Raw genomic sequence first — 22,907 nt, forward strand, 5'->3', positions numbered from 1 at the left:
GAGCAACTCCTGCCATCGACCACTGGGTCTCGTTTCCATGTGCAGCACAATGCACTACACCGCGGACCGGGAAGGCTCGAAAAGTCGGGTTATCCACAGGCCTGTGGATAACTCTATGTGCACGAAAATACATAGCCCTCTATGTATTTTCGTGCACATGGGGCGAAGCCCCCTACAGAGGCCTCCGACCCGTCAGCGCCCGCCCGAGGGTGAGCTCGTCGGCGAACTCGAGGTCCCCGCCCATCGGGAGTCCGGATGCCAGACGGGTGATCGAGAGCCCGGGAAAGTCGCGCATCATGCGGACCAGGTAGGTCGCGGTGGCTTCGCCCTCGGTGTTGGGGTCGGTCGCGACGATGACCTCGGAGACGTCGACGCCGTCGTCCTGAGTTCCGACGCGTACCAACAACTCTCGGATCCGCAGTTGGTCCGGCCCGACGCCGTTCAGTGGATCCAGAGCGCCACCGAGTACGTGGTACCGACCCTTGAATTCTCGGGTACGTTCCACTGCCTGAACGTCTTTCGGCTCTTCGACGACGCAGATGATGCTGCGATCACGCCGCGGGTCGGCGCAGATTCGGCACAGTTCCTTGTCCGACACCGTGCCGCACACGGTGCAGAACTGGACGCCGTCGCGCACTCGTTGCAGCGCCTTGATGAGCCGCTCCACCTCGGGCGGTTCGACGCCCAACAGGTGAAAGGCTATGCGCTGCGCACTTTTCGGGCCGACGCCCGGCATCTTGCCGAGTTCGTCGATCAGATCCTGGACAGGACCTTCGTACACGGGCCCGCCTCAGAAACCGGGGAGGCCGAGCGAACCGCCGCCGAGACCGCCTGCGAGTGGGCCGAGCTTCTCCGCTGCGACGGACTGCGCGGAGTTCGACGCGTCGGCGACGGCTCCGATGATCAGATCCTGGAGCGTCTCGACATCCTCGGGGTCGACGACCTTGGGATCGATCGTCAGTCCGACGAGTTCGCCGGTGCCCTTGACGGTCGCGCGAACGAGACCTCCGCCCGCCTGGCCGGTCACCTCGGCTTCGGCGATCTCGGCCTGTGCTGCCATCAACTGCTGCTGCATCTGCTGGGCCTGCTGCATGATCGATGCGATGTCTGGCTGCTCACCGGGTTGCACTTCGAACGTCCTCTCGTCGCGAATTCCCGTCCCAGCCTAGCCACGTCACCAGTAGCCGAACACCCGCGTGTCGTCCGCGGACAGTCCAGCGGCCCTGCAGGTCGCGCGGATGGCGTCCATGCGTCGACGTTCGCCGGCCGCCCACACGGTGGTGCGGGAGGTCATCTCGCAGCGACGTGCCGCGGTGACCAGCGGATCGAAGCCCATGCCTACATGGAAGCTGATCACGCCCACACCGTCGACCACGGGCAGTTCACCGACCGCAGCCGGGTGGGGTGTGTCGACCCATACGGTTCCGGTCGACGACGCGGGCCATTGCTGCAGAATCGCGTGCACGGCAGGCACGGACGCCTCGTCTGCGAACAGGAGGACGCGTCGACCACTGCCGAAGTTCGGTAGGTGCCGACCCCTCGGTCCCCCGATGGGCGTCGTCGATCCGACTCGCACCGATCCGAGCCACCGTTGCATGATCGTGTTCTCGATACTGGGAGTGAAGTCGACGTCGAGAATTCCGCGGTCGGTGTCGAATCGCCTGACCGTGTAATCGAGAGACGGTACGCCCGGAAACTCGAGCCAGTCGGCGATCGTCTCCTCGTCCCATGCAGTCCCCCCAGGCGTGACGAGCGACGTCATGCGCGTGACGCCTGGTCGCGGGCGGGTGAAGGACAGCGTTCGTAGGAACGCTTCCCTGGCATCCAGTCCCGGGTCTGGAACTGACATGGCACACCTCCCCAAGTCGCCACTGCTTGAGTAAGGCTAAACTTCGTCACCGACATCGCACCAGCAGGGTCCTCGTATGCTTCGTGCATGCATGATCCGACCGGGCCCGTCACGCCGCGTCGACGTCGCGTGACCGAGGAGACGATGATCGAGGCGGGCATCGAACTGACCTTGCCCAAGCTGACCGTCAAATCCGTCGCCGAGAAGCTCGGGGTCAGCATCGTCGCGATCTACAACAACATCGACGACGTCGAAGCACTGAAAGGGCTCGTCGCAGAGGCGATCCTGCGGAGGTGGGATTTTCCCGAGCCGACGCTCGAGTTGCCGATTCACGACGCGTTGCTGAGCGTCGCCATGAACCTGCGCGCCCTGGTCCATCGAAACCCCGGGATCGCGCAGTACCTGGTGAACATCGACGCGGATTCACCCGACGCGTTGGCGAAGATCGACGCCGTTCAGCAGCGGTACGCCACGGTCTACGGCCTTCGCCCGAAGCAGGCGATGTGGGCGGTGGCGACAGTCGCCGAACACGCCATCGCACTCGCGGAGATGGTGCACGTGACCGGCAGGCGACAGAACCAGCCTGCGATGGCGGACCGTACCGATCTGACTCTCATTCCGCGGGCAGTCGATCGCACCGCACGCAGTCTGGATGCCGACTTCGAACTGTCGATGCGGGCCGTCGTTCTCGGCGCGATCGCGGTGATCGACGACCCGCAGTTCGAGACGTTCTAGCGGGTTTCCTTCTCGAGGTTCGCCAGGGTCTGTGCCTGGATCTTCTTCAGTCCGAGGGGCGCGAAGGTCTTCTCGAAGAAGCCGCCGATGCCGCCTGCGCCCTTCCACTCGGTCGTCGTCGTGACCTCGCTGCCCGTGCCGGACGGTGCGACGGTCCAGGTGGTGATCATCGAGGAGTTGGCGTCTCGCTCGGTGATGGTCGACCCGTTCACGCTGACCGCGGCTTTGACGTTGCGCGAGCGCTTCGACGTGGCCTGCAGCGTCCACGTCGCGACAGTTCCGTCACCCTGACCGCCTTCGACGACGGCGTAGTCGAGGTACTGCTCGGGCAGGATGCGCGGACGGACCGTCTCGTAATCGGTGAGCGCTGCCAACACCTGGTCGGGCGACTGGGCGATGGTGATGGAACTGCTAGCGCTGACCTGAGCCACGGGCGATCTCCTTTTTCTACTTCTCGAACATGTCCGTTTTCCATCCTGCCCTTCGTGAGGGTCGCTCGGCTACGAACGGCCGAAGCGATGTGAGATGGTTCACGCACCGAAAACCGAAGCCACGAAATTTAGATGTAGAACACAACCATTTGTCGCTTTTGCCCCGTTATCAAGGCTCTCCCGAGCAACATTTGAGTGAAATTTGCTGTCGCGCCCGGTAATCGCAGTGGCTCGCGGCGATCGGTGGATATAGCGTCTTCCTGTGGCTTCAGCGAGAGGGTTGTACAGACGCAGGCCCGAACCACGGGAAACCGGATTCGCGGCGCATCGGGTGGGGGTCGAGCAGCTACTGAGCAGCTACCGCGCCATACCGGCCGATGCGACGGTGCGCCTCGCGAAGAAAACGTCCAACCTCTTCCGCAAGCGCGCCGCGTCGAACGCCCCCGGCCTCGACGTCAGCGGCCTGGCTCGGGTCATCTCGGTCAACCCGCAGGATGGCACCGCCGACGTCGCGGGCATGACCACCTACGAGGATCTCGTCGACGCGACGCTGCCCTACGGGCTGGCACCCCTCGTGGTACCCCAGCTGAAGACCATCACCCTCGGCGGAGCGGTCACCGGCCTCGGCATCGAGAGCACGTCGTTCCGCAGCGGTTTGCCCCACGAGTCCGTGCTCGAGATGGACATTCTCACCGGCAGCGGCGACATCGTCACGGCCACGCCCGACGGCGAGAACGCCGAGCTGTACTGGGGTTTCCCGAACTCCTATGGAACGCTCGGATACGCCACGAGACTGAAGATCCGTCTCGAGCCCGTGCTGCCGTACGTAGCGCTCCGGCACGTGCGTTTCGACGACCTCGACACGATGCAGGCGGCGATGGACCGCATCGCAACCGACCGAGAATACGACGGTATCGCCGTCCATTATCTCGACGGCGTCGTGTTCTCCGAGACCGAGAGCTACCTGACGCTCGGTGTGCAGACCGCGCAAGAAGGCCCGGTCAGCGAATACCACTCCGGCTCGGAGATCTATTACCGCTCCATCCAGCAGAAGACGACCGATCGACTGACGATTCACGACTACCTGTGGCGCTGGGACACCGACTGGTTCTGGTGCTCCCGCGCATTCGGGACCCAGAATCCGAAGATTCGACGCTTCTGGCCGACGAAGTACCGACGCTCCAGCTTCTACTGGAAGCTCATCGGGCTCGACCAGAAATACGACATCGCCGATCGACTCGAAGCACGCAAGGGCAATCCGCCGCGCGAACGCGTCGTGCAGGACATCGAAGTTCCGATCGAGAACACCGCGGCGTTTCTGCACTGGTTCTTGGACGAGATCCCGATCGAGCCGTTGTGGTTGTGCCCGTTGCGACTTCGCGAACCTGCCCCGCCCGGCGCCGACGCTGCCCGGCCGTGGCCCCTGTACCCCCTCGAACCGAAGAAGACGTACGTCAACGTCGGCTTCTGGTCGTCGGTTCCGATCGTCCCCGGTGCGCCCGACGGCGCTGCCAACCGTGCCATCGAGAAGAAGGTCACCGACTTCGGCGGGCACAAGTCTCTCTACTCGGAAGCGTTCTACACCGAGGACGAGTTCGCCGCGCTCTACGGCGGCGCGAAATTCGAGGAACTGAAGAAACGGTACGACCCAGATTCACGTTTGTTGGACATGTATTCGAAGGCGGTGCAAAGAAAATGACGACGTTCAAAGAACCCGGTACCCGCGCACAGAAGCTCACCATCTCCGAGATTCTCGAGCTGCTTTCCGACGGCACCATCCCATTGCGATTCACGGCCTACGACGGCAGCGCCGCGGGACCCGAGAACGCCGAGCTCGGCCTCGAGCTCAAGAGCCCACGCGGGACGACGTATCTCGCCACGGCGCCAGGCGATCTCGGTATGGCCCGCGCATACATCTCGGGCGATCTCGAGGCAGTCGGTGTGCATCCCGGCGACCCGTACGAGATCCTCCGCATCATGGGCGACGAACTGCATTTCCGACGCCCGAACGCCCTGACGCTCGCGTCGATCACCCGGTCACTCGGGTGGGACCTGTTGCGTCCCATCGCACCTCCGCCTCAGGAGGTGGTGCCGCGGTGGCGTCGCATCGCAGAGGGCCTGCGCCACTCCAAGACTCGTGACGCGGATTCCATCTCGCATCACTACGACGTGTCGAACACGTTCTACGAGTACGTACTCGGACCGTCGATGACGTACACATGTGCTGCCTACACGTCGGAAAGCGACTCCCTCGAGGCCGCGCAGGAGAACAAGTACCGCCTCGTGTTCGACAAGCTCGGACTGAAGGAAGGCGACCGACTGCTCGACATCGGCTGCGGCTGGGGCGGAATGGTCCGCTACGCCGCACGCCGTGGCGTCAAGACCATCGGTGCCACGCTGTCGAAGGAACAGGCCGCGTGGGCGCAGAAGGCGATCGCCGAGGAAGGCTTGTCCGACCTCGCCGAGGTCCGCTTCTCCGACTACCGAGACGTGCCCGAGACCGGCTTCGACGCGGTGTCGTCGATCGGGCTGACCGAACACATCGGCGTGCACAACTACCCCGCGTACTTCGAGTCCATCAAGTCGAAGCTCCGTGTCGGTGGCCGAGTGCTGAACCACAGCATCACGCGTCCGGACAACCGAAGCCACGCTCGCGCAGGGGCTTTCATCGATCGATACGTCTTCCCCGACGGTGAACTGACCGGCTCGGGGCGCATCATCACCGAAATGCAGGACGCGGGCATCGAGGTTCGCCACGAGGAGAACCTGCGTGAGCACTACGCCCTGACGTTGAAGGCGTGGTGCAAGAACCTCGTCGACAACTGGGACGCCTGCGTCGCCGAAGCAGGCGTCGGGACCGCACGCGTGTGGGGCCTGTACATGGCGGGCTCACGACTCGGATTCGAACGCAATGTCGTCCAGCTGCACCAGGTTCTGGGCGTCAAGCTCGGGCCGAAAGGCGAGGCGGATGTGCCGCTGCGTCCCTGGTGGGAGGGCTAGGCGACGTCGTCGCATGTGCATAGAAATACATAGTGGGCTATGTATTTCTATGCACAAGCCCGAAGTATGAGGGCCTTCGTCTCCTCCGGCTGATCCCAGTGCGGGAAGTGCCCGCACTTGTCGAACCAGTGCAGCTCGGCGTCGGGAAATTTCTCCATCGCGACGTCGGCTTCACTGGGCAGCGTCACCTTGTCCTGACGGCCCCACCCGATGACGACCTTGCCACTCAGCGGGCCGCCTTCCTGACGCGGGCCGTGGATCAATGCCTTGCGCGCATCCGACAGCGACGGCGACGCCTCGTCGGAGAACCCACGCAACTCACGCAGAACGAGATCCTGCGGCAACTTCCACGGCGCCGCCGAGAACTGCGCCAGCGCAAGGGTTCTCGTCACCGCATTCCCGGTCACGAAGGGCAACAGCGGCTGAATTCGACTGACCAGAGCAACCGACGCCGTGATCGACGCACCGAAGATCTTGACTTGAGTGTCGTTCCAGAAACCCCCGGGATCCAGCGCCACGACGGTTCCCCGGTGGCCGCGTCGGGCAAGCTCGAGAACCATCCGGGCGCCCATGGAACTACCGACGATGTCCACGTCGGAAAGCCCTTGCTCGTCGAGGAATTCGCGCAGCGCGTCGGTGAGCGTCGCGATGGTGACCTCGGGCAGCGGCGGCGTGCGGCCGAAACCCGGCAGGTCGACGGCGATGACCTGCCGCTCCTCGCTCAACGCAGGCACTATGGGGTCCCAGTTACGGAAACTCGACCCGAGTCCGTGAACGAGCACCAACGGCTTGCCGGATCCTGTTCTCACATTGTGCATGTGACGACAGGTACCCGTTACGGCTCGCGCTACACCCGAGGGCTGTAGTGCTTGGGGTTCTCGCGTTCGGACATCGGCGGCAAGTTCCGCGCCGGTGTCTCCCGCAACGGCATATTCGACGCCTCCCTGCCGGTCACCCGGTCCCATCCCGCTCGGGCCCGTGGGTGCATGCGGCGTCGCCGGGGGATGAAGTGGAATACGCCGTTGACCACAGAACCCACCAGGCGGTGAAGCGACGCGTCTCGTGCACTCCATCGGTAACCCAGGAGGTTGCGCACGTCCTGGTCGTACAGCCCGACGGTGAGCCAGACGAATCCGCGCGCGATGGGGATACGCAGCACCGACCACACCGGGCCCGGGATCCACGATGCGTACGGCGGCGGCCCGAGACGAGAGAGGTCGAGGACGTCGCGCGTCGCCTTGTTGTCTTCGAGTACTTCGCAGCACATGTGTTTCCAGTAGATCTGGAAGTCCTCCCAGGTCTCCGGGACGGGCCGCATGCTCATGCCGTAGAGGCGGTACCACTGGATGTGTTCGGTGAACAGTTGCCGCTTCTGCTCCTCGGTGACTCCGCCCATGAAGTGGTCGGCGGTGAGGATCGTGCCCATGAAGAACGTCGCGTGGGCCCAGTAGAAGGTGTCGGGGTCGAGCGCGTGGTACCGACGGCCTTGCGCGTCGACCCCTTTGATCTCTGCGTGGTAGCCGCGCACTTGCAGGGCGGTCTGTTCGGCGCGGTCGCCGTCGAACACCACTCCCCCGATGGGATAGAGCGACCGATAGAGGCGCTGCCAACGCTCGTCGAAGAAGGTCGAATGCTGTTCGACACCGGCGCCGAGGCCGGGGTGCATGTTCTGCATCGAGCCTGCCCAGACGCCTTGCAGCATGCCGCGCCAGTCGCCGAAGTATTTCCATGTCAACGAGTCGGGGCCGAGCGGGACCGGTCGTTGACTACACATGTTGTCAGACTAGGATCTGACAACGTGCGTAGTCAACAGTCGGCGACCATCGACGAGAGACGCCGGAACCGGCATCAGGCACTCCTCGACGTCGGAGTATCACTGCTCGGCGCGCCCGAGGGACCGTCCGTCAGCGTCCGCGCGGTGTGCCGCGCCGCTGGTCTGACCGAGCGCTACTTCTACGAGAGCTTCACCGACCGCGACCAGTTCGTACGCACCGTCTACGCCCACGTCGGCGAGCGTGCCCGCACGGCCATCGCCGACGCCGTCGACCATGCCCGCGGCAACGCAGAAGCGCCCGTCCGCGCGTTCGTCGACCTCGTGTTGGACGACCCGGCCGTCGGGCGTGTCTTGCTGTTGGCACCGCTGTCGGAGGCTGCGCTGAGGGGACGCGGGGCGGCTCTCGTTCCAGGTTTCGTCGACCTGGTTCGAGCGCAACTGACGGGACGCGACGACGATCAACTCGTTGCCATCGGCGTCGTCGGCGCTCTGACGGCCCTGTTCGTCGGATATCTCGACGGGACGATCACCACGCCCCGGGAGACGTTCGTCGCTCACTGCGTGAAACTCGTGTCCGAAGCCGGACGACTCTCGCAGTAGTCCGTGCCATGATCGAGTCCCGCCGCTACCCGAGGAGTCCGTGACATGTCCGATCTCGACCAGTCGTTCCAGCAGGCCCAGATCGACGTCAAGACGCTGACGTCCAAGCCGAGCAACGACGAGCTGCTCGATCTTTATTCGTTGTACAAACAAGGTTCGAACGGCGACGCCACGGGTAAGCGTCCCGGAAGACTGGACATGGTGAACCGCGCAAAGTTCGACGCGTGGGCAAAACTCGAAGGCACCAGCCAGGATTCGGCAAAGCAGTCCTACGTCGACCTGGTTGCACGCCTGCTCGGCAAGTAGCTCCCCGGCGCGGTCACCGCCTATGCTCGCCCTGATCGGCGAGGGATTGGTACCGCATGCGCGACTACGACGAAGCCGACCTGAAGATCGAGAAGCCGAAAACTCACGCGGCAGGCCCCGTCGCAGTTGCGGTGTCGATGAAGCGCGCGCTCGGCCACATGGGCCCGGTGCGCACGGCGAAGACGCTCCTCGACCTCAACCAGGCCGAGGGGTTCGACTGCATGAGTTGCGCGTGGCCCGACCCCGATCCGGGCCACCGCCACGCCGCCGAGTTCTGCGAGAACGGCGCCAAAGCCGTCGCCGAAGAAGCGACGACCACCCGGGCCACGCCCGAGTTCTTCGCGGCCCACAGCATCGCTGAGCTCGACTCGCGCAGCGAGCACTGGCTCGGTCAGCAGGGCCGCATCACGCATCCGATGGTCAAGCTGCCCGGTGGCCGGTACTACGAGCCCATCGAGTGGGACGACGCGTTCAGGCTCATCGGCGACCAGCTGAAGTCTCTCGCCGATCCGAACGAGGCCATCTTCTACACATCGGGACGCGCGTCGAACGAGTCGGCGTTCGTGTACCAGCTGTTCGCTCGCGCGTTCGGCACGAACAATCTGCCCGACTGTTCCAACATGTGTCACGAATCGACGTCCCTCGCACTGCAGGAATCCATCGGCATCGGCAAGGCGAGCGTCACGCTCGACGACGTGTACGACGCAGAACTCATCATCCTGGCGGGTCAGAATCCCGGCACCAATCATCCCCGCATGCTGTCGGCGCTCGAGAAGGCGAAGCAGAACGGCGCGAAGATCCTGTCCATCAACCCGTTACGGGAAGCAGGGCTCGTCAACTTCAAGAATCCGCAGACCCCGCGCGGCATGGTCGGGCCAGGCACCGACCTGTCCGACATGCACCTACCGATCAAGCTCAACGGCGACCTCGCTCTGTTCCAGGCCATCGGATCGCTGCTCCTCGAATGGGGGTGCGTCGACCACGAATTCGTCGACGCCTACACGACCGGTTTCGAGAGCTGGAAAGCCCATGTTTCCGCTGTCGACTGGGACGTCGTCACGTCGTCGACCGGTTTGACGCGTCAGCAGATCACCGACGCCGCCAAGATGCTGCGCGATTCCAAGGGCACGGTGTTCTGCTGGGCCATGGGACTGACGCAGCACCGCAATGCCGTTGCGACCATCAAGGAAGTCACCAATCTGGCTCTGCTGCAGGGTAATATCGGCAAACGCGGCGCGGGTCTCTTGCCTGTGCGTGGACACTCCAACGTCCAAGGCGATCGGACGATGGGCATCTGGGAGCGCGTGCCGGAACACTTCCTCGACGCCATCCAGAAGGAATTCGGATTCGACCCACCGCGCGAACACGGCCATGACACAGTCGATTCCATCCGAGCGATGCGCGATGGCAAAGCACAGTTCTTTCTCGGTCTCGGTGGCAACTTCGTACAAGCCACCCCGGACACCGACGTGACGGCTGCCGCGATGCGCAACCTGAGTATGAGCGTCCACATCTCGACGAAGATCAACCGATCCCATCTGGTGACCGGGGACGTCGCGCTGATCCTGCCCACTCTCGGGCGAACCGAGAAGGACGTGCAGGCCACCGGTGATCAGTGGATCTCCGTCGAGGATTCGACGTGTTCGGTCCACTCCTCGCGCGGCCCGTTGAAGCCGGCCAGCAATCATCTGCGCTCGGAGATCGCGATCCTGACCGGTATCGCCGAAGCCACCCTCGGCTTCAGGCACGGAATCGACTGGAAGGACATGCGCGAGGACTACCGGAACATCCGGGCGCACATCTCGCGCGTCGTTCCAGGGTGCAACGGGTACGAGGTCAATGTTCGACGCCCGGGCGGCTTCATCCTCCCCCACCCGCCTCGCGACTCGCGCACGTTCGAAACACCCTCTGGTCGAGCAGAGTTCGCAACGTCACCGATCGAGGTGCTGCACGTCCCGGATCGCCACCTGCTGCTGCAGACGTTGCGCAGTCACGACCAGTTCAACACGACGATCTACGGCCTGAGCGACCGCTACCGCGGCATCGAGGGAGGCCGACGCGTCGTATTCCTGCATCGCGACGACATCGCGGCGCTCGGCTTCGAGGACGGCGACTTCGTCGATCTCGTGACTCGGTGGGAGGACGACGACGTCGAGCGGTGCGCGTCGAACTTCCGGATCGTCGAGTACGACACACCGCGCGGATGCGCGGCGGCGTACTACCCCGAGACCAATCCGCTTGTGCCACTGGACTCCACCGCGACGGACAGCAATTGCCCGACGTCGAAGTCCGTCGTGATCCAGGTGGTTCCCGCCGGTTCCGCGTGTGAGCCCGTCGGGCATGGGCACCAGGACGAGACCGGGTCCGATTGGTCGCACAAGACGCATCCGCAGCCGCATCATCTGAGTTAGGCGGCTTCGCCGCACGTGCACGAAAATACATAGCGGGTTATGTATTTTCGTGCACATGGCGCGGAGCGCCCTAGACCAACCGCCGACCCGACTTCATACGCCGCCGGACATCCCACAGCAACGCGTTGAACGGGAACCTCCTCAGCGCCGCGGGCGTGACCCGGTTCGTCAGTGCAAGCACGCGCATCAGCAGATCGAAACGCCTCTGCTTCACCGGATCCCACGGGAGTTCCATCTCGTCGCGAAATCGGCTCGGCAGGAAGCCCGTCGTGACGAACCGCATGAACGGCCCGATCAAGGGATGCAGGGCCTTCGGTTTCACGAACGTCGCCGACGCGATGCCGTACAGGTAGCGCCTGATCGTGGGGTCGATGTGTACGTCGTCGAGCGCTGTGTCCCAGTACTTCTCGAACGCGACGCGGTCGGCGGGCCACATGTCCTGCGGCATCTGCAGCGTCGAACCGAGGACGTGGCTGCGCTGATACATCTCGTCGAGGAACTGCGGGTCCGGGTCACCGTAGAGGGCGTAGTAGACGTCTTCGAAGCCGCGATACAGACATGCGGCGACCCACAGTTGCAGGTTCGGGTCGAACGCGTCGTACTTCACTGGGCTGCCTGCCGTCGACTTCACCATCGCATGAGACCTGTTGGTGGCCTTGCGATATGCAGCCCTCACGTCGTCGTCGCCCATGCCCGCAACCGCGAGATAGGACAACGTGGTGCGCGTCCGCTTCACCGGATGTCGGTTGATCTGCCCACTCTCGACGCGACTTTCGAACACACCGTAGCCGACGGCGGGATGTGCGAGTTGCATGATCACGTTGGCTCCGCCTGCGAGCAGGCCGACTCCCGTCATCGATTTGCGTAGAAGCTCGTTGTCTTCCGTCATAACTCTCCCCGAGTCATCTGCATACGACCGTATGCAGATGACGCTAGGCCCCGGCGACGCGGGGTGTCAAGATGTCTTCATGGTTGAATCACCGCGCACCTACGGCGGAGTCGACGGCTCGGCGCGCGTCGCGGAACGTCGACGCATGCTGATCGAGGCCGGTCTCGACCTGCTCGGCACGACCGAACCCGAGCTGACCGTCCGAGGCGTCTGCCGCACGGCCGGGGTCGCGTCGCGGTATTTCTACGAAAGTTTCGCGGACAAGAACGCGTTGATGGAGGCCGTGTACGACAAGGTCATCGACGACATCACGTCGACGGCCCTCGCCGCGACCAGGTCGTCGTCGAACAAGGAACGCGAGCGCGTGCACGGCGCAGTCCAGGCCATCGTGCGCTGCATCGCCGAGGATCCCCGACGCGGCCGCCTGCTGTTCTCCGCCACTGTGAGCAACGACGTTCTCGCCGCCAAACGCGCGGAGTCGACGCGCATGTTCGCCGGGCTTCTCGCAGCACAGGCGTCGGAGTTCTACGGCACCGAAGCGGACGACCGGCTGAACCTGACGACGCACTACGTCGTCGGCGGGTTCGCGCAGGTGCTGACCGCGTGGCTGGGTGGGGAGCTCGAGCTCGACGAGGATGCGGTCGTCGCGCAGTGCACGGATCTGCTGACGGCTACGCCACACGTGCACGGAAATACATAGAGCGCTATGTATTTTCGTGCACATGGCGGTGAGCGATCAGCCTCTCCGCCCCATCGGCGAACTGCCGTCGCACCACGTCCCCGACAGCCTCGAGGTCGCCGAACGTGAAGGCCGCGATCAACGCGTCGTGACTGCGCACGGCCTCCTCACCCCACGACGGGTCCGACGCGTAGAGCCGCGCCGGTGTGTAGCGGATGGCTCCGAACAGGAACCATGCCAACTTCGCTCCACCGGCGATCTTGTTGACGAACCGGTGGAACTCGAATTCGCATCCCTCGACGGCCTCCGTATCGGCGCGCGACACAGCCTGCCGTAACTGCGTATTCAGCGCCGCGAGCTGCGAGATCTGCGGCGGCGTGATGACCCGCGCTGCCCGACGCGCCAGCTTGCTCGCGATGGTGCCCTGCAGCCAGAAGATGTCCTCGATGTCCTCGCGCAGAAGTTCGCCGACGCGATAGCCGCGGTGCGGCACCTGCTCGACGAGCCCCTCGCTGCGCAACGACACCAACGCCTCCCGGACAGGCGTGGCGCTGACGCCCAATTCGACCGCTGTCTCGTCGATCCGCACGAACGATCCGGACGCAAGTGCACCGGACATGATCTTGGCGCGAATGCGTCCTGCGACGTCCTCCGACAGTTGCGGTCTACGACGCAGAGCGGGTGCGGCCATCAGAGGCCGTAGGTCTTGCCGATGATGTCACGCTGAATCTCGTTGGTACCACCGTAGATCGACGACACCAGCGTCGTACGCACGTGCTTCTCCATGTCGAATTCGGTTGCGTAGCCGTACCCGCCCATCATCTGCATCCCTTCGAGCGCGACCTTCTTCGCGGTTTCGGTGAGCTTCAGTTTCGCCATGGACGCCTCACGCGGGAACAGTTTCTGCGGGTTCTCGTCGACGAGTCGCGCGACGTGATAGACCAGGAGCCTGCCGCACTCTATCTCGGTCGCCAGATCGGCAATCCGGTGCCGCAGCGCTTGAAACGTCCCCACGGGCCTACCGAATTGCTTTCGCTGCGTGATGAATTCGAGCGTGTCGTCGAACGCCCGCTGCGCGGTCCCGAGCATCATGGCCGCCAGGATCAAGCGCTCGATGTTCAGCCCGGTCATCAGCTGGGACCAGCCCTGCCCCTCGGTGCCCACGACCGCGTCGGGAGGCAGGACACAGTCGGTGAAGTACAGATCGTTGACTTCCTTGCCGCCCATCGTCTCGATGCCGACGATGGACAGCCCGTCGACATCGGCAGGCACGTCGAACATCGTCAATCCCTCATGCTTCCCTTCACCACGTCCAGTGCGCGCAACGAGCAGAATTCGGTCCGCAAAATGCGCATTGGAGCACCACGTCTTCTGCCCGTTGATCAGCCACCCGTCGCCGGTCTTCTCGGCACGACAACTCAAATTCCCGACGTCGGATCCCGCTTCCGGTTCCGACATCGAGATCGAGTAGCTGCGGCCTGCGACGATGCCGCCGAGCACCGTCTGCTTCTGCTCCGGTGTTCCGAACTTGGCATACGCGGCGCCGGTGATCAACGTCGGACCGATACCGCCGATCGGCGCCATTGCCTTGGCTGCCTGCTCGAGCAGGATGCACATGTCGACGGTGCTGCCGTCCGCGCCGCCGTACTCCTCGTCGACCGTGGCACCGAGCCAACCGAGCTCGGCCATTTTTTCGTACAGCTGCTGGTTGTGCGTGTGCGCACCGTGCTCGGTGAGCGCGTCACGCTGACTGCGCGTACCCGCTTCCTTGGCACAGAAATCGGCGACTGCCTGTGCGAACGACTGTTGTTCCTGAGTGAAATCCGTGTTCATCGAATACTCCTGATAAAGGACGGTGGGGTTGTCTCAGGCCGGATGCGGCGCATAGTGTGAGCTCGACAACAGTAAATCACATCACATATATGTGATGTGATTGCCGAAACGCTCAGCCCGCGGGAGGGAATCGCCCATGACGGACCAGGCCGAATACGTCGAGACTCGCACCTTCGACAGCCTCGATCCACGGACAGCAACCGTGCTCGCCAGCTACCCGATCGCCGGACGAGACGAGGTCGACGCCGCGGTCGCGCGCGCTCGCTCGGCCGCCCGGTGGTGGGACGTACAGGGCTTCACCGGACGCAGGCGCTGGCTGCTCGAATTCAAGAGGGCGATTGCCAAGGACGCCAACGCCCTGGCCGACGTCATCGCAGCCGAGACCGGCAAGCCCGACGAGGACTCGCTCCTCGAGGTCATGATGGGCGTCGAACACATCGACTGGGCGTCACGCAATGCGGAGAAGACGCTGAAGCAGCGCAAGGTATCCGCTGGGCTGATCAGCGCCAACCAGCAGGCGTACGTCGGCTATCGGCCGTTCGGGGTCGTCGGCGTCATCGGGCCGTGGAACTACCCGCTCTACACGCCGATGGGATCGATCGCGTATGCCCTCGCTGCAGGCAACACCGTCGTGTTCAAGCCCAGCGAGCTCACACCCGGAGTAGGCGAATGGCTTGCCCAGAAATGGAATTCGCTCGCCGCGCCGCACCCGGTGTTCCAGACGATCACAGGTGACGGCTCCACCGGCACCGCACTGTGCAGAGCGGCCGTCGACAAGATCGCCTTCACCGGGTCCACCGCGACCGCCAAGAAAGTCATGGCGACATGCGCCGAAACACTGACTCCCCTCGTCGCCGAATGCGGCGGCAAGGACGCCATGCTCGTCGACGCCGATGCGAATCTCGATGCGGCAGTGGAATTCGCGACGTTCGGCGCCATGGGCAACGCAGGCCAGACATGCGCGGGCGTCGAACGCATCTACGTCGCCGCGCCCGTCTACGAGAAGTTCGTCGACAAACTCGCAGCCGCGGTGACCGCGCTGAAGCCCGGCGGTGCCGCGACGTCGTCGTACGGTCCGATGACGCTCGGGAAGCAGAGCGACATCGTCCGGTCACAGATCGAAGATGCTCTGTCGAAAGGCGGGCATGCCGTCGTCGGCGGTCTGGAGTCGCTGCACGGTCCGTACATCGATCCGGTGATCCTCACCGACGTTCCCGAAAACTCCACGGCGATAACCGAAGAGACGTTCGGCCCTACCGTCGTCGTCAACAAGGTTCGCGACCTCGACGAGGGCATCGAACGGGCCAACGCGTCGTCGTACGGGCTCGGCGCTTCGGTGTTCACGAAGGATCCCGCTGCAGGCCGACGCGCGGCCGAGAAGCTCGATTGTGGTGTCGTGACGGTCAATTCGGTGTTGGGGTTCGCCGGAATCCCGGCGTTGCCGTTCGGCGGAACCGGCGACTCCGGCTTCGGCCGCATCCACGGAGCCGACGGTCTGCGAGAATTCAGCACCGTGAAATCGCTCGCGGTGCAGAAGTTCTCCGCGCCGTTGAACCTACTGACCATGCAGCGCAAAGCGCGTGATCTGAAGATTTCGGCGCTCATGCTCAAACTCCGCCACGGACGGGGCTGACCGATGGACATCTCACCTGCACGCGGCCGCTACGGGTGGCTACGCCGCATCGAAGAACTCGACCCGGTCCAGGACTGCCACACCATTCACCGCATCACCGCGGGATACGAGTTCCCGTGGGACTACCAGCGCGCGCTCGAGTTCGCACTGTTCCGAACCTATTGCGTACCCAGCATTTCCGCGCTGCTCGAGAAGACCGGCGAATTCGCGAACCGTCCCCAGAAACGCTACGACGACACCTCACTGTTGATGGCCGAGATGCTCGAACACGGCTACGACTCTGCGCGTGGACGCGAGTCTTTGCGGATGGTCAACCGTATGCACGGGCAGTACGACATCTCGAACGACGACATGCTGTACGTCCTCACCACGTTCATCTACGAGCCCATCGAGTGGATCGACACGTACGGGTGGCGACGACTGCATCCGAAGGAGCGACTCGCGACGTTCCACTTCTACCGAAACGTGGGAATCCGCATGGGAATCAAGAACATTCCCGAGTCCTACACGGAGTTCGCGCAGTTCAAACTCGACTACGAGTTACGCACGTTCCGTTACACCGAGGACAACCACAAGGTCGGCACGTACACGCTCGATCTGTTCTGCTCGTGGTTCCCGACGCCACTGCACCCCGTCGTCGAGCAGGGTGTCTACGCACTGATGGACGACCGGATGGCGAATGCGTTCGGCTTCCCGGCAGGGTCCCCGGCGATCAGGCGCGTCGCCGTGACGAGCCTGCGCGCGAAAGCCCGCGTCGAGCGATTCTTTCCGACGCGCAAGCACTCACGCACCACCGACGACGCAGGGAACAAGACCTATCCCGGCTACCCCGGCAACTACTCACCCAAAGATCTGGGCGCCATCACCTGCCCCTATTCACGCGAAGGCGCTGTCAGCCCACGCATCGAGAGCCCCGCGAAACTCTGACGACTGCGGTAGCGGCGCGTAGATGTCGAAGCCCGTCGCGGGCAGCGGGCCCAGCTCGCTCAGCATGTGCGAGCTGTTGGCGAACCGCGCATAGTCGACGTCGGTGCCTGCGAGCGCCTCTGCCAGCACGTCGGTCTGCCCGCACGAGACGTTGAGGTCCTTGTCGGAGCAGGTCAGAAGAACGTCGGTGCTGGACGGCAACGCGCCAGCCAGCACGGCCGGGTCCAGGGCGTCGGCTTCGGTGAGGAACTCCGCGCTCGCGTCGTCGAAGCCGACCGGCGCCAGGAACTCGTCGTCGGGATACGGCAGCGGCTCACCCGCCCGCAGCGCGGTGATGGTCTCGTCGAGGCGCGCACGCACCTGGTCCGCGTCGGCGGGAGTCGCCTGCCCGGTGGACACCGCGAGATCGAGGTTCCGGTTCAGCTGGGCATGCAGCAGGTCGAAGTAGCGGATGGACAGCGGCGCCAGCAGACCGAGATTCCCGACGTCCACACCCCGGTCAGCCAGGGCCAAAGCCGTCAGACCGCCCTCGCTGTGGCCCAGGACCGCGAAATTGTCGCCGGTGGCGCCTGTCTTGTCGGACAGCAGAGCCGCAGCCGCCTCGGCCGCGTCGACCTGCTCGGTGAAGCCCGGAAGGTTCGCCGGGTCGAGCCCCTCGGTCCCGGTGCGACCGGTGCCGATCTTGTCGAACCGCAGCGTCGTGATGCCACGCTGGGCCAACGCGTCGGCGATGTAGGAGATGGTGTTGGGAGTGATGTTGCCTGCGGCGGCGTTTCCGTTGCGATCGATGGGTCCGCTGCCGGGCAGAAGCAGTGCGGCCCCGCGGCTTTCCCCGATGGCGGGCCGGAGGCTGCCGTAGAAGGTGATGCCGTCGGAGACGAATTCGACCTCGGTGTCGACGGCCGCGTCCGGTGACCACGGGACGTCGATCGGGGCCGCGGTCGCGGTGGCGCCCCCGGCGAACAGCAGAAGAGATGCGGACAAACCGGCCACGAGCCCCCGAGAAACAGACATATGGGGCACGTTAGCAAACCCCCTCGTGAGTGTTTATGTATAGCCCTCTATACATTTTCACTCACATAGGATGGTGGGTACTTTCCGAACGAATTCAGGAGGCCCACGATGGCGGGTGGACTCGTCGCACTTCTCGACGACGTTGCCGCGCTCGCGCGTCTGGCTGCGGCCTCGATCGACGACGTCGGGGCAGCAACCGGCAGGGCGACAGCCAAGGCAGCAGGCGTCGTCATCGACGATGCGGCAGTGACGCCCCAGTACGTACGCGGCCTCGCCGCCGAGCGTGAACTTCCGATCATCAAGAAGATCGCGATCGGCTCACTACGCAACAAGCTGCTGATCATCCTGCCGATCGCATTGTTGCTCAGCCAGTTCCTCCCGTGGCTGCTGACACCGATCCTGATGCTCGGCGGCTGTTACCTCGCATACGAGGCCGTGCACAAGATCTGGGGCGCACTGTTCGGCCACGGAGATCATCACGAGGAGGACGACGGACCGCGTGACGAGGACAGTGTCGTGTCCGGCGCAGTGCGGACCGATCTCATTCTGTCCGCCGAGATCATGGTCATCGCGCTCGACACCATTGCATCCGAAGGCTTTTGGAGCCGACTGATCATCCTCGCAGTCGTCGCCGTGGTCATCACCGTCGTCGTGTACGGCGTCGTCGGGCTGATCGTGAAGATGGACGACATCGGGCTCCGGCTGGCCGAGAAGTCGTCGGGATTCGTCGAGAAGTTCGGCCGCGGACTCGTCAAAGCGATGCCGAAGGTCATGTCCTTCCTCGGCGTCGTCGGCACGGCCGCCATGCTGTGGGTCGGCGGGCACATCCTGCTGGTCGGTATCGACGAACTCGGCTTCCACCCACTGTACGAATTGGTGCACCACGGCGAGGACGCGGTGCACGACATCGCCGGTATCGGACCCGTGCTCGCGTGGATCGTCAACACCCTCGCCTCGGCGCTGCTGGGACTGGTCGTCGGTACGATCATCGTCGCCGCACAGCTCGGGGTATCGAAGGTTCTCGCCAAGCGTCGCCAGGAGCGTCCGGCCACGAAGTAGCCCCAGACACTCAACCCAACAGCACCGCCGTCATCACTGCCTGAATACGGGCCACGGTCGCGTCGGAACGGTCGAAACGCACGGTCCGCCCGACGTCGAAGACGATGCCCAACGCCGCGTGCACCAGGAACCGCGACGTGACGACGGACAGTTCGGGGCGCGCTTCCCTGAGCAACTCCGCCCACCGTTCGATGTTCTGCCGCTGCACGTTTCGGAGGCCGGATCTCTGGTCTGTAGGCAGATTGCCGATCTCCGCGAAGTAGACGGCAACCAGTTCGCTCTGCCCGAAGGTCAGCTCGGTGTACAGCCGACAGAGAACACCGACCGCGCTGACTGGATCGCTCGACTGCGCAAAGGCCTCCTGCAGTGTGTCGATGAGCCGCTCGTTGGCACGGTGGAACGCCGCTGCCAACACTTCCGACTTGCTGGGAAAATACCGATACACACTCGACGCGTTGATACTCGCTGCGGCACCGATGTCCTCGATGCTCACGTCGTGGTATCCGTGCCGATAGAACAACAGGATCGATTCCCGCAGCAGCAGTTCACGTTTCGAATCGTCCACCTCGCGCGTGCCTCGAGGCTCCGCGGGTCCCGACTCGGGTAGATCGACCCGCAACACCGACCACGCCGCGTCGAGAATCATCGTTTCGATCTGCTTGGCGGACAACGCTGTTCGATGCGCCGTGATACTGGCGACGACGCTGATGGCCGCCGTCGCGAGGAGTGCCGCATCGGCGTCCGACAGCGATGGTCGCACGTCCTGCAGGGGCGTCTTCACACGATCGTGCAGCACGTATATCTTCTCGCGCAGCACGGTTTTGTCGTCGCCGACGAGGTACCGCCCCTCCCACCGATACAACCCGCCCGTGCGACGGTTGTCGATCGTCGTGCGAATGACGGCGGTCATCACTGCATCCAATCGGCCTTCCGCATCAGGAGCCTGAACCGCGTCCGAATCCGTTGCCACCGTCAGCAGATCGGCAAGCCGCATGACGCTGTGCAGGAACAACGCGTATTTCGTCGGGAAATGACGATAGAGAGCCGGTCCGGAAATGCCGACCGTCGCGGCGATGTCGTCGATACCGACCGGGTGATACCCGCGCTCACTGAACGCCTCCGCGGCAGCCGCGAGAATCTGCGCTTTGCGATTCCTCGGGCGACGTCGCGGTGTGGTCGGGGTGTCCGTCATCGGTGGCCTCGTCTCGTTGCCCGTCGATCTTCATCCTAACGACCGTCCCCGTCAACCCTTGACAGCCAGCCGAATCAGCGAGTTAAGTTAGCGGCAATTCGCACGGCAGGAGCATTCGATGACCTTGCACCACGCGCTGGACGCAGGAGTACTGACACTGCGCATCGATCGACAAGACCGCATGAACGCACTCGACGGCCCGACCGCCACCGCGCTGATCGACGCCCTCGGAGCGATCGAAAGAGACGTTCGCGTCGTCGTCCTCACCGGCACCGGCAACGCCTTCAGCACCGGCGCCGACATCGCCGAGATGGCCGCATCTCAGCCGCGTACGCCGGAGGAACATCGTATGGCCGCCGAGGAGACGATGCAGACGGCGTCGACACTCGTCCGTGCCGTCATCGACGCACCGGTTCCGGTGATCGCGCAGGTCAACGGCATTGCTGCGGGCATAGGCGCATCGATGGCACTCGCGTCGGACCTCGTCTACGCCTCGGAGGACGCATCGTTTCTACTCGCGTTCACCACCGTCGCACTGATGCCCGACGGCGGCAGCAGCCTGCTCGTTCCCGCCGCGATCGGGCGTGTCCGCGCGTCGGCGATGGCGCTGCTGGCCGAGCCGATGACGGCCGCCGACGCCGAATCGGCCGGGTTGATCAATCGCGTTCTGCCGCCCGACGATCTCGGTAGTCACGTCGAAAAAATTGCGCGACGGCTGGCCCGCGGCCCGCGACGTGCCCTCGAACTCACCAAACGCGCGCTGACGGCGTCGACTCTCGCACTTCTCGACGACGCGTTCGAGCGCGAGAGACAAGGACAGACCGAACTGCTCACTGCCCCGGAATTCAGGGAGGGAATCAACGCCGTGCTCGACCATCGACGACCGAGCTTCGAACGCGAATCACCACAAACTTAGAGGCGCTACACAGTGCAGAAATGCCGATAGCGATTCCCCCTCGGACCGACCATGCCGCATGTACGCTCATCATCGACATCCCACCCTCGACGGAGAGGAAGAGCGATGGCCGCCCACTCGGACGAACTCCATCGATCCATTCGCAACAACTGGAACAACCAGGTACGACGCCATGCCCTCATGCAGCCCGACGCCGTCGCGCTGCGGTTCCAGGGGCAGTCGGTCTCGTGGGCCACACTGAACGATCGCGTCGCTCGATTGGCACAGGTGTTGTCCGACAGCGGAATCGACTACGGCGACAGAGTTCTGATCCTCATGCTCAACCGGCCCGAGTACCTCGAAACGGTTCTGGCGATCAATGCACTGGGCGCGCTTGCGGTTCCGGTCAACTTCCGTATGACGCCACCCGAGGTCGCATACCTCGCCGAGAACAGCGGCGCGACGGTCGTCGTCACCGACGACACCCTGTCGCCCTTGGCGGACGCGGTTGTAGCACAGGTCGATTCGCTGGTGCGAAAGATCACGGCAGGCGAGGACTACGAAAGCCTGCTGCAGGCAACCCGACCCGCAGAACCCGTCGACGTGCCCGACGACGCACCCGCCCTGATCATGTACACGTCCGGTACCACGGGACGCCCGAAAGGCGCTGTGCTGACGCATTCCAACATGCAGGCGCAAGCCCTCACCTGTATTCGCGCATTGCAGATGCACGGCGTCGACGAGGTCGGGTTCTGTGCATCCCCGATGTTCCACATCGCCGCCCTCGGAAGTCTGGCGCCCAGCCTCGCTCTCGGGATCCCGACGGTCGTCTACCCGGTCGGTGCATTCGATCCTGCCACTCTGCTCGACGTGCTTTCCGCGGAGGGGGTCACGACGCTCTTCCTCGTCCCGGTTCAATGGCAGGCAATGTGTGCCGAACAGTCACGCAACCCGAGAAAGCTTAATCTGCGGGTCATTTCGTGGGGAGCAGCACCCGCGTCGGACACGATCTTGAAAGCGATGGCCGCGACGTTCCCCGATGCGCTCAACGTCGCCGTGTTCGGTCAGACCGAGATGTCGCCCATCACGTGCGTTCTCGACGGCGAGGACGCGCTGCGCAAGCTGGGATCGGTCGGACGCGTCATTCCCACCATCGCCGCACGCATCGTCGACGACGACATGAACGACGTCGAACCAGGAACGGTCGGCGAAATCGTCTATCGTGGACCGACTTTGATGCGTGACTACTGGCAGAATCCCGACGCGACCGCCGACGCGTTCCACGGCGGCTGGTTCCACTCCGGTGATCTGGTGCGGCAGGACGAGGAAGGATTCGTGTTCGTCGTCGACCGCAAGAAGGACATGATCATCTCGGGCGGAGAGAACATCTACTGCGCCGAGGTGGAGAACGTCCTGTTCGGACACCCACGCATCCTGGAAGCTGCGGTCATCGGACGCCTCGACGACAAGTGGGGCGAAGTACCCGTCGCCATCGTCGCACTGAACGACGACGGTCCTGATCTCGCGCTGGACGAGCTGTCCACATGGCTCGGCGATCACCTGGCGCGCTACAAGCACCCCAAGGAACTTGTGATCGTCGACGCGTTGCCACGCAACGCAAGTGGCAAGGTCGTCAAAGTTGCTCTGCGCACGACGTATTCGCCGACGCCCGCGTAGACC

The 22,907-nt window shown here is 64.0% G+C and carries 23 protein-coding genes; 12 read left to right on the plus strand and 11 right to left on the minus strand.

The features are described from left to right. Positions 1 to 172 precede the first annotated feature (172 nt). The 3 genes from recR to CHB96_RS06235 are packed head-to-tail and all read right to left on the minus strand — an operon-like array spanning position 173 to position 1,849. Positions 173 to 781 (minus strand): recombination mediator RecR, encoded by a 609-nt coding sequence (gene recR / locus CHB96_RS06225; RefSeq protein ID WP_089244184.1) that lies wholly within the window; start codon positions 779 to 781, stop codon positions 173 to 175. 9 nt (positions 782 to 790) lie between these two features. Beyond that, positions 791 to 1,129 (minus strand): YbaB/EbfC family nucleoid-associated protein, encoded by a 339-nt coding sequence (locus tag CHB96_RS06230; protein ID WP_089244186.1) that lies wholly within the window; start codon positions 1,127 to 1,129, stop codon positions 791 to 793. A 45-nt stretch (positions 1,130 to 1,174) separates the two neighbouring features. Further along, positions 1,175 to 1,849: a siderophore-interacting protein gene (locus tag CHB96_RS06235; RefSeq protein ID WP_089244188.1), complete on the minus strand. Its 675-nt coding sequence runs from the start codon at positions 1,847 to 1,849 to the stop codon at positions 1,175 to 1,177. 87 nt (positions 1,850 to 1,936) lie between these two features. On the opposite strand from CHB96_RS06235, the gene CHB96_RS06240 reads away from it, so the two are divergent. Beyond that, positions 1,937 to 2,584 (plus strand): TetR/AcrR family transcriptional regulator, encoded by a 648-nt coding sequence (locus CHB96_RS06240; RefSeq protein ID WP_245865306.1) that lies wholly within the window; start codon positions 1,937 to 1,939, stop codon positions 2,582 to 2,584. Here the strand turns inward: CHB96_RS06240 and CHB96_RS06245 are convergent. Continuing rightward, a complete protein-coding gene (locus CHB96_RS06245) occupies positions 2,581 to 3,015 on the minus strand; it encodes an SRPBCC family protein (protein WP_089244190.1) in 435 nt (144 codons plus the stop codon). The genes CHB96_RS06240 and CHB96_RS06245 overlap by 4 nt on opposite strands. 262 nt (positions 3,016 to 3,277) lie before the next feature. On the opposite strand from CHB96_RS06245, the gene CHB96_RS06250 reads away from it, so the two are divergent. Then, positions 3,278 to 4,714, plus strand: a complete 1,437-nt coding sequence (locus tag CHB96_RS06250; RefSeq protein WP_176444170.1) for an FAD-binding oxidoreductase — start codon at positions 3,278 to 3,280, stop codon at positions 4,712 to 4,714. Continuing rightward, complete coding sequence (locus tag CHB96_RS06255; RefSeq protein WP_089244192.1) at positions 4,711 to 6,015, plus strand: class I SAM-dependent methyltransferase; 1,305 nt, start codon at positions 4,711 to 4,713, stop codon at positions 6,013 to 6,015. The genes CHB96_RS06250 and CHB96_RS06255 overlap by 4 nt, the downstream gene beginning before the upstream one ends. Before the next feature lie 47 nt (positions 6,016 to 6,062). Here CHB96_RS06255 and CHB96_RS06260 read toward each other — a convergent pair whose 3' ends face one another. Further along, positions 6,063 to 6,833 carry an alpha/beta fold hydrolase gene (locus CHB96_RS06260; protein ID WP_089244194.1) on the minus strand — a complete coding sequence of 257 codons (771 nt, stop codon included), beginning with the start codon at positions 6,831 to 6,833 and terminating at the stop codon, positions 6,063 to 6,065. Positions 6,834 to 6,862: 29 nt separating this feature from the next. Then, positions 6,863 to 7,789, minus strand: a complete 927-nt coding sequence (locus CHB96_RS06265; protein ID WP_089244196.1) for an oxygenase MpaB family protein — start codon at positions 7,787 to 7,789, stop codon at positions 6,863 to 6,865. 24 nt (positions 7,790 to 7,813) lie between these two features. Between CHB96_RS06265 and CHB96_RS06270 the strand changes: the two genes are divergently transcribed. From CHB96_RS06270 to CHB96_RS06280, 3 genes are read left to right on the plus strand one after another with little or no spacing between them, the layout of a single operon-like run. Then, positions 7,814 to 8,389: a TetR/AcrR family transcriptional regulator gene (locus CHB96_RS06270; RefSeq protein WP_176444171.1), complete on the plus strand. Its 576-nt coding sequence runs from the start codon at positions 7,814 to 7,816 to the stop codon at positions 8,387 to 8,389. 45 nt (positions 8,390 to 8,434) lie between these two features. Further along, positions 8,435 to 8,695, plus strand: coding sequence for an acyl-CoA-binding protein (locus tag CHB96_RS06275; protein ID WP_089244200.1), 261 nt, complete (start codon positions 8,435 to 8,437; stop codon positions 8,693 to 8,695). 56 nt (positions 8,696 to 8,751) lie between these two features. Beyond that, positions 8,752 to 11,106 (plus strand): FdhF/YdeP family oxidoreductase, encoded by a 2,355-nt coding sequence (locus CHB96_RS06280; protein WP_089244202.1) that lies wholly within the window; start codon positions 8,752 to 8,754, stop codon positions 11,104 to 11,106. 70 nt (positions 11,107 to 11,176) lie between these two features. Here the strand turns inward: CHB96_RS06280 and CHB96_RS06285 are convergent, their stop codons facing one another. Beyond that, positions 11,177 to 11,995, minus strand: coding sequence for an oxygenase MpaB family protein (locus CHB96_RS06285; protein WP_089244204.1), 819 nt, complete (start codon positions 11,993 to 11,995; stop codon positions 11,177 to 11,179). A gap of 79 nt (positions 11,996 to 12,074) precedes the next feature. Between CHB96_RS06285 and CHB96_RS06290 the strand changes: the two genes are divergently transcribed. After that, complete coding sequence (locus tag CHB96_RS06290) at positions 12,075 to 12,695, plus strand: TetR/AcrR family transcriptional regulator (protein ID WP_089244724.1); 621 nt, start codon at positions 12,075 to 12,077, stop codon at positions 12,693 to 12,695. Positions 12,696 to 12,699: 4 nt separating this feature from the next. Here the strand turns inward: CHB96_RS06290 and CHB96_RS06295 are convergent, their stop codons facing one another. Continuing rightward, on the minus strand, positions 12,700 to 13,365 hold the full coding sequence (locus CHB96_RS06295) for a GntR family transcriptional regulator (protein WP_089244206.1): 666 nt from the start codon (positions 13,363 to 13,365) through the stop codon (positions 12,700 to 12,702). Next, entirely contained in the window at positions 13,365 to 14,507 is a 1,143-nt protein-coding gene (locus tag CHB96_RS06300) for an acyl-CoA dehydrogenase family protein (protein ID WP_089244208.1), read from the minus strand. Before CHB96_RS06300 ends, CHB96_RS06295 begins: the two co-directional genes overlap by 1 nt. A gap of 136 nt (positions 14,508 to 14,643) precedes the next feature. Here CHB96_RS06300 and CHB96_RS06305 point away from each other — a divergent pair, with 136 nt between their 5' ends. Next, positions 14,644 to 16,140: an aldehyde dehydrogenase family protein gene (locus CHB96_RS06305; protein ID WP_089244210.1), complete on the plus strand. Its 1,497-nt coding sequence runs from the start codon at positions 14,644 to 14,646 to the stop codon at positions 16,138 to 16,140. Between the two features lie 3 nt (positions 16,141 to 16,143). Next, the gene (locus CHB96_RS06310; RefSeq protein ID WP_089244212.1) at positions 16,144 to 17,067 is read left to right on the plus strand and encodes an oxygenase MpaB family protein; all 924 of its coding nucleotides are present in this window, start codon (positions 16,144 to 16,146) and stop codon (positions 17,065 to 17,067) included. Here the strand turns inward: CHB96_RS06310 and CHB96_RS06315 are convergent. Further along, positions 17,017 to 18,081 carry an alpha/beta fold hydrolase gene (locus CHB96_RS06315; protein ID WP_089244214.1) on the minus strand — a complete coding sequence of 355 codons (1,065 nt, stop codon included), beginning with the start codon at positions 18,079 to 18,081 and terminating at the stop codon, positions 17,017 to 17,019. The genes CHB96_RS06310 and CHB96_RS06315 overlap by 51 nt on opposite strands. A 108-nt stretch (positions 18,082 to 18,189) precedes the next feature. On the opposite strand from CHB96_RS06315, the gene CHB96_RS06320 reads away from it, so the two are divergent. Then, positions 18,190 to 19,140, plus strand: coding sequence for a DUF808 domain-containing protein (locus CHB96_RS06320; RefSeq protein ID WP_089244216.1), 951 nt, complete (start codon positions 18,190 to 18,192; stop codon positions 19,138 to 19,140). Positions 19,141 to 19,150: 10 nt separating this feature from the next. On the opposite strand, the gene CHB96_RS06325 is transcribed toward CHB96_RS06320, so the two are convergent. Continuing rightward, complete coding sequence (locus CHB96_RS06325) at positions 19,151 to 20,332, minus strand: TetR/AcrR family transcriptional regulator (protein ID WP_089244218.1); 1,182 nt, start codon at positions 20,330 to 20,332, stop codon at positions 19,151 to 19,153. A 118-nt stretch (positions 20,333 to 20,450) separates the two neighbouring features. Here CHB96_RS06325 and CHB96_RS06330 point away from each other — a divergent pair, with 118 nt between their 5' ends. Both CHB96_RS06330 and fadD5 read left to right on the plus strand, forming a co-directional pair. Beyond that, positions 20,451 to 21,248: an enoyl-CoA hydratase gene (locus CHB96_RS06330; protein ID WP_089244220.1), complete on the plus strand. Its 798-nt coding sequence runs from the start codon at positions 20,451 to 20,453 to the stop codon at positions 21,246 to 21,248. Between the two features lie 105 nt (positions 21,249 to 21,353). After that, on the plus strand, positions 21,354 to 22,904 hold the full coding sequence (fadD5, locus tag CHB96_RS06335) for a fatty-acid--CoA ligase FadD5 (RefSeq protein ID WP_089244222.1): 1,551 nt from the start codon (positions 21,354 to 21,356) through the stop codon (positions 22,902 to 22,904). The last annotated feature ends 3 nt before the right edge of the window (positions 22,905 to 22,907 follow it).

Source organism: Rhodococcoides kyotonense (assembly GCF_900188125.1).
Taxonomy (GTDB): domain Bacteria; phylum Actinomycetota; class Actinomycetes; order Mycobacteriales; family Mycobacteriaceae; genus Rhodococcoides; species Rhodococcoides kyotonense.

Bases quoted from the DNA above. Each gene is read 5' to 3' on its own strand.
- CHB96_RS06235 (WP_089244188.1), bottom strand. From the start codon at position 1,849: ATGTCAGTTCCAGACCCGGGACTGGATGCCAGGGAAGCGTTCCTACGA.
- CHB96_RS06240 (WP_245865306.1), top strand. From the start codon at position 1,937: ATGCATGATCCGACCGGGCCCGTCACGCCGCGTCGACGTCGCGTGACC.
- CHB96_RS06255 (WP_089244192.1), top strand. From the start codon at position 4,711: ATGACGACGTTCAAAGAACCCGGTACCCGCGCACAGAAGCTCACCATC.
- CHB96_RS06260 (WP_089244194.1), bottom strand. From the start codon at position 6,833: ATGCACAATGTGAGAACAGGATCCGGCAAGCCGTTGGTGCTCGTTCAC.
- CHB96_RS06265 (WP_089244196.1), bottom strand. From the start codon at position 7,789: ATGTGTAGTCAACGACCGGTCCCGCTCGGCCCCGACTCGTTGACATGG.
- CHB96_RS06275 (WP_089244200.1), top strand. From the start codon at position 8,435: ATGTCCGATCTCGACCAGTCGTTCCAGCAGGCCCAGATCGACGTCAAG.
- CHB96_RS06280 (WP_089244202.1), top strand. From the start codon at position 8,752: ATGCGCGACTACGACGAAGCCGACCTGAAGATCGAGAAGCCGAAAACT.
- CHB96_RS06285 (WP_089244204.1), bottom strand. From the start codon at position 11,995: ATGACGGAAGACAACGAGCTTCTACGCAAATCGATGACGGGAGTCGGC.
- CHB96_RS06290 (WP_089244724.1), top strand. From the start codon at position 12,075: ATGGTTGAATCACCGCGCACCTACGGCGGAGTCGACGGCTCGGCGCGC.
- CHB96_RS06295 (WP_089244206.1), bottom strand. From the start codon at position 13,365: ATGGCCGCACCCGCTCTGCGTCGTAGACCGCAACTGTCGGAGGACGTC.
- CHB96_RS06300 (WP_089244208.1), bottom strand. From the start codon at position 14,507: ATGAACACGGATTTCACTCAGGAACAACAGTCGTTCGCACAGGCAGTC.
- CHB96_RS06305 (WP_089244210.1), top strand. From the start codon at position 14,644: ATGACGGACCAGGCCGAATACGTCGAGACTCGCACCTTCGACAGCCTC.
- CHB96_RS06310 (WP_089244212.1), top strand. From the start codon at position 16,144: ATGGACATCTCACCTGCACGCGGCCGCTACGGGTGGCTACGCCGCATC.
- CHB96_RS06315 (WP_089244214.1), bottom strand. From the start codon at position 18,081: ATGTCTGTTTCTCGGGGGCTCGTGGCCGGTTTGTCCGCATCTCTTCTG.
- CHB96_RS06320 (WP_089244216.1), top strand. From the start codon at position 18,190: ATGGCGGGTGGACTCGTCGCACTTCTCGACGACGTTGCCGCGCTCGCG.
- CHB96_RS06325 (WP_089244218.1), bottom strand. From the start codon at position 20,332: ATGACGGACACCCCGACCACACCGCGACGTCGCCCGAGGAATCGCAAA.
- CHB96_RS06330 (WP_089244220.1), top strand. From the start codon at position 20,451: ATGACCTTGCACCACGCGCTGGACGCAGGAGTACTGACACTGCGCATC.
- fadD5 (WP_089244222.1), top strand. From the start codon at position 21,354: ATGGCCGCCCACTCGGACGAACTCCATCGATCCATTCGCAACAACTGG.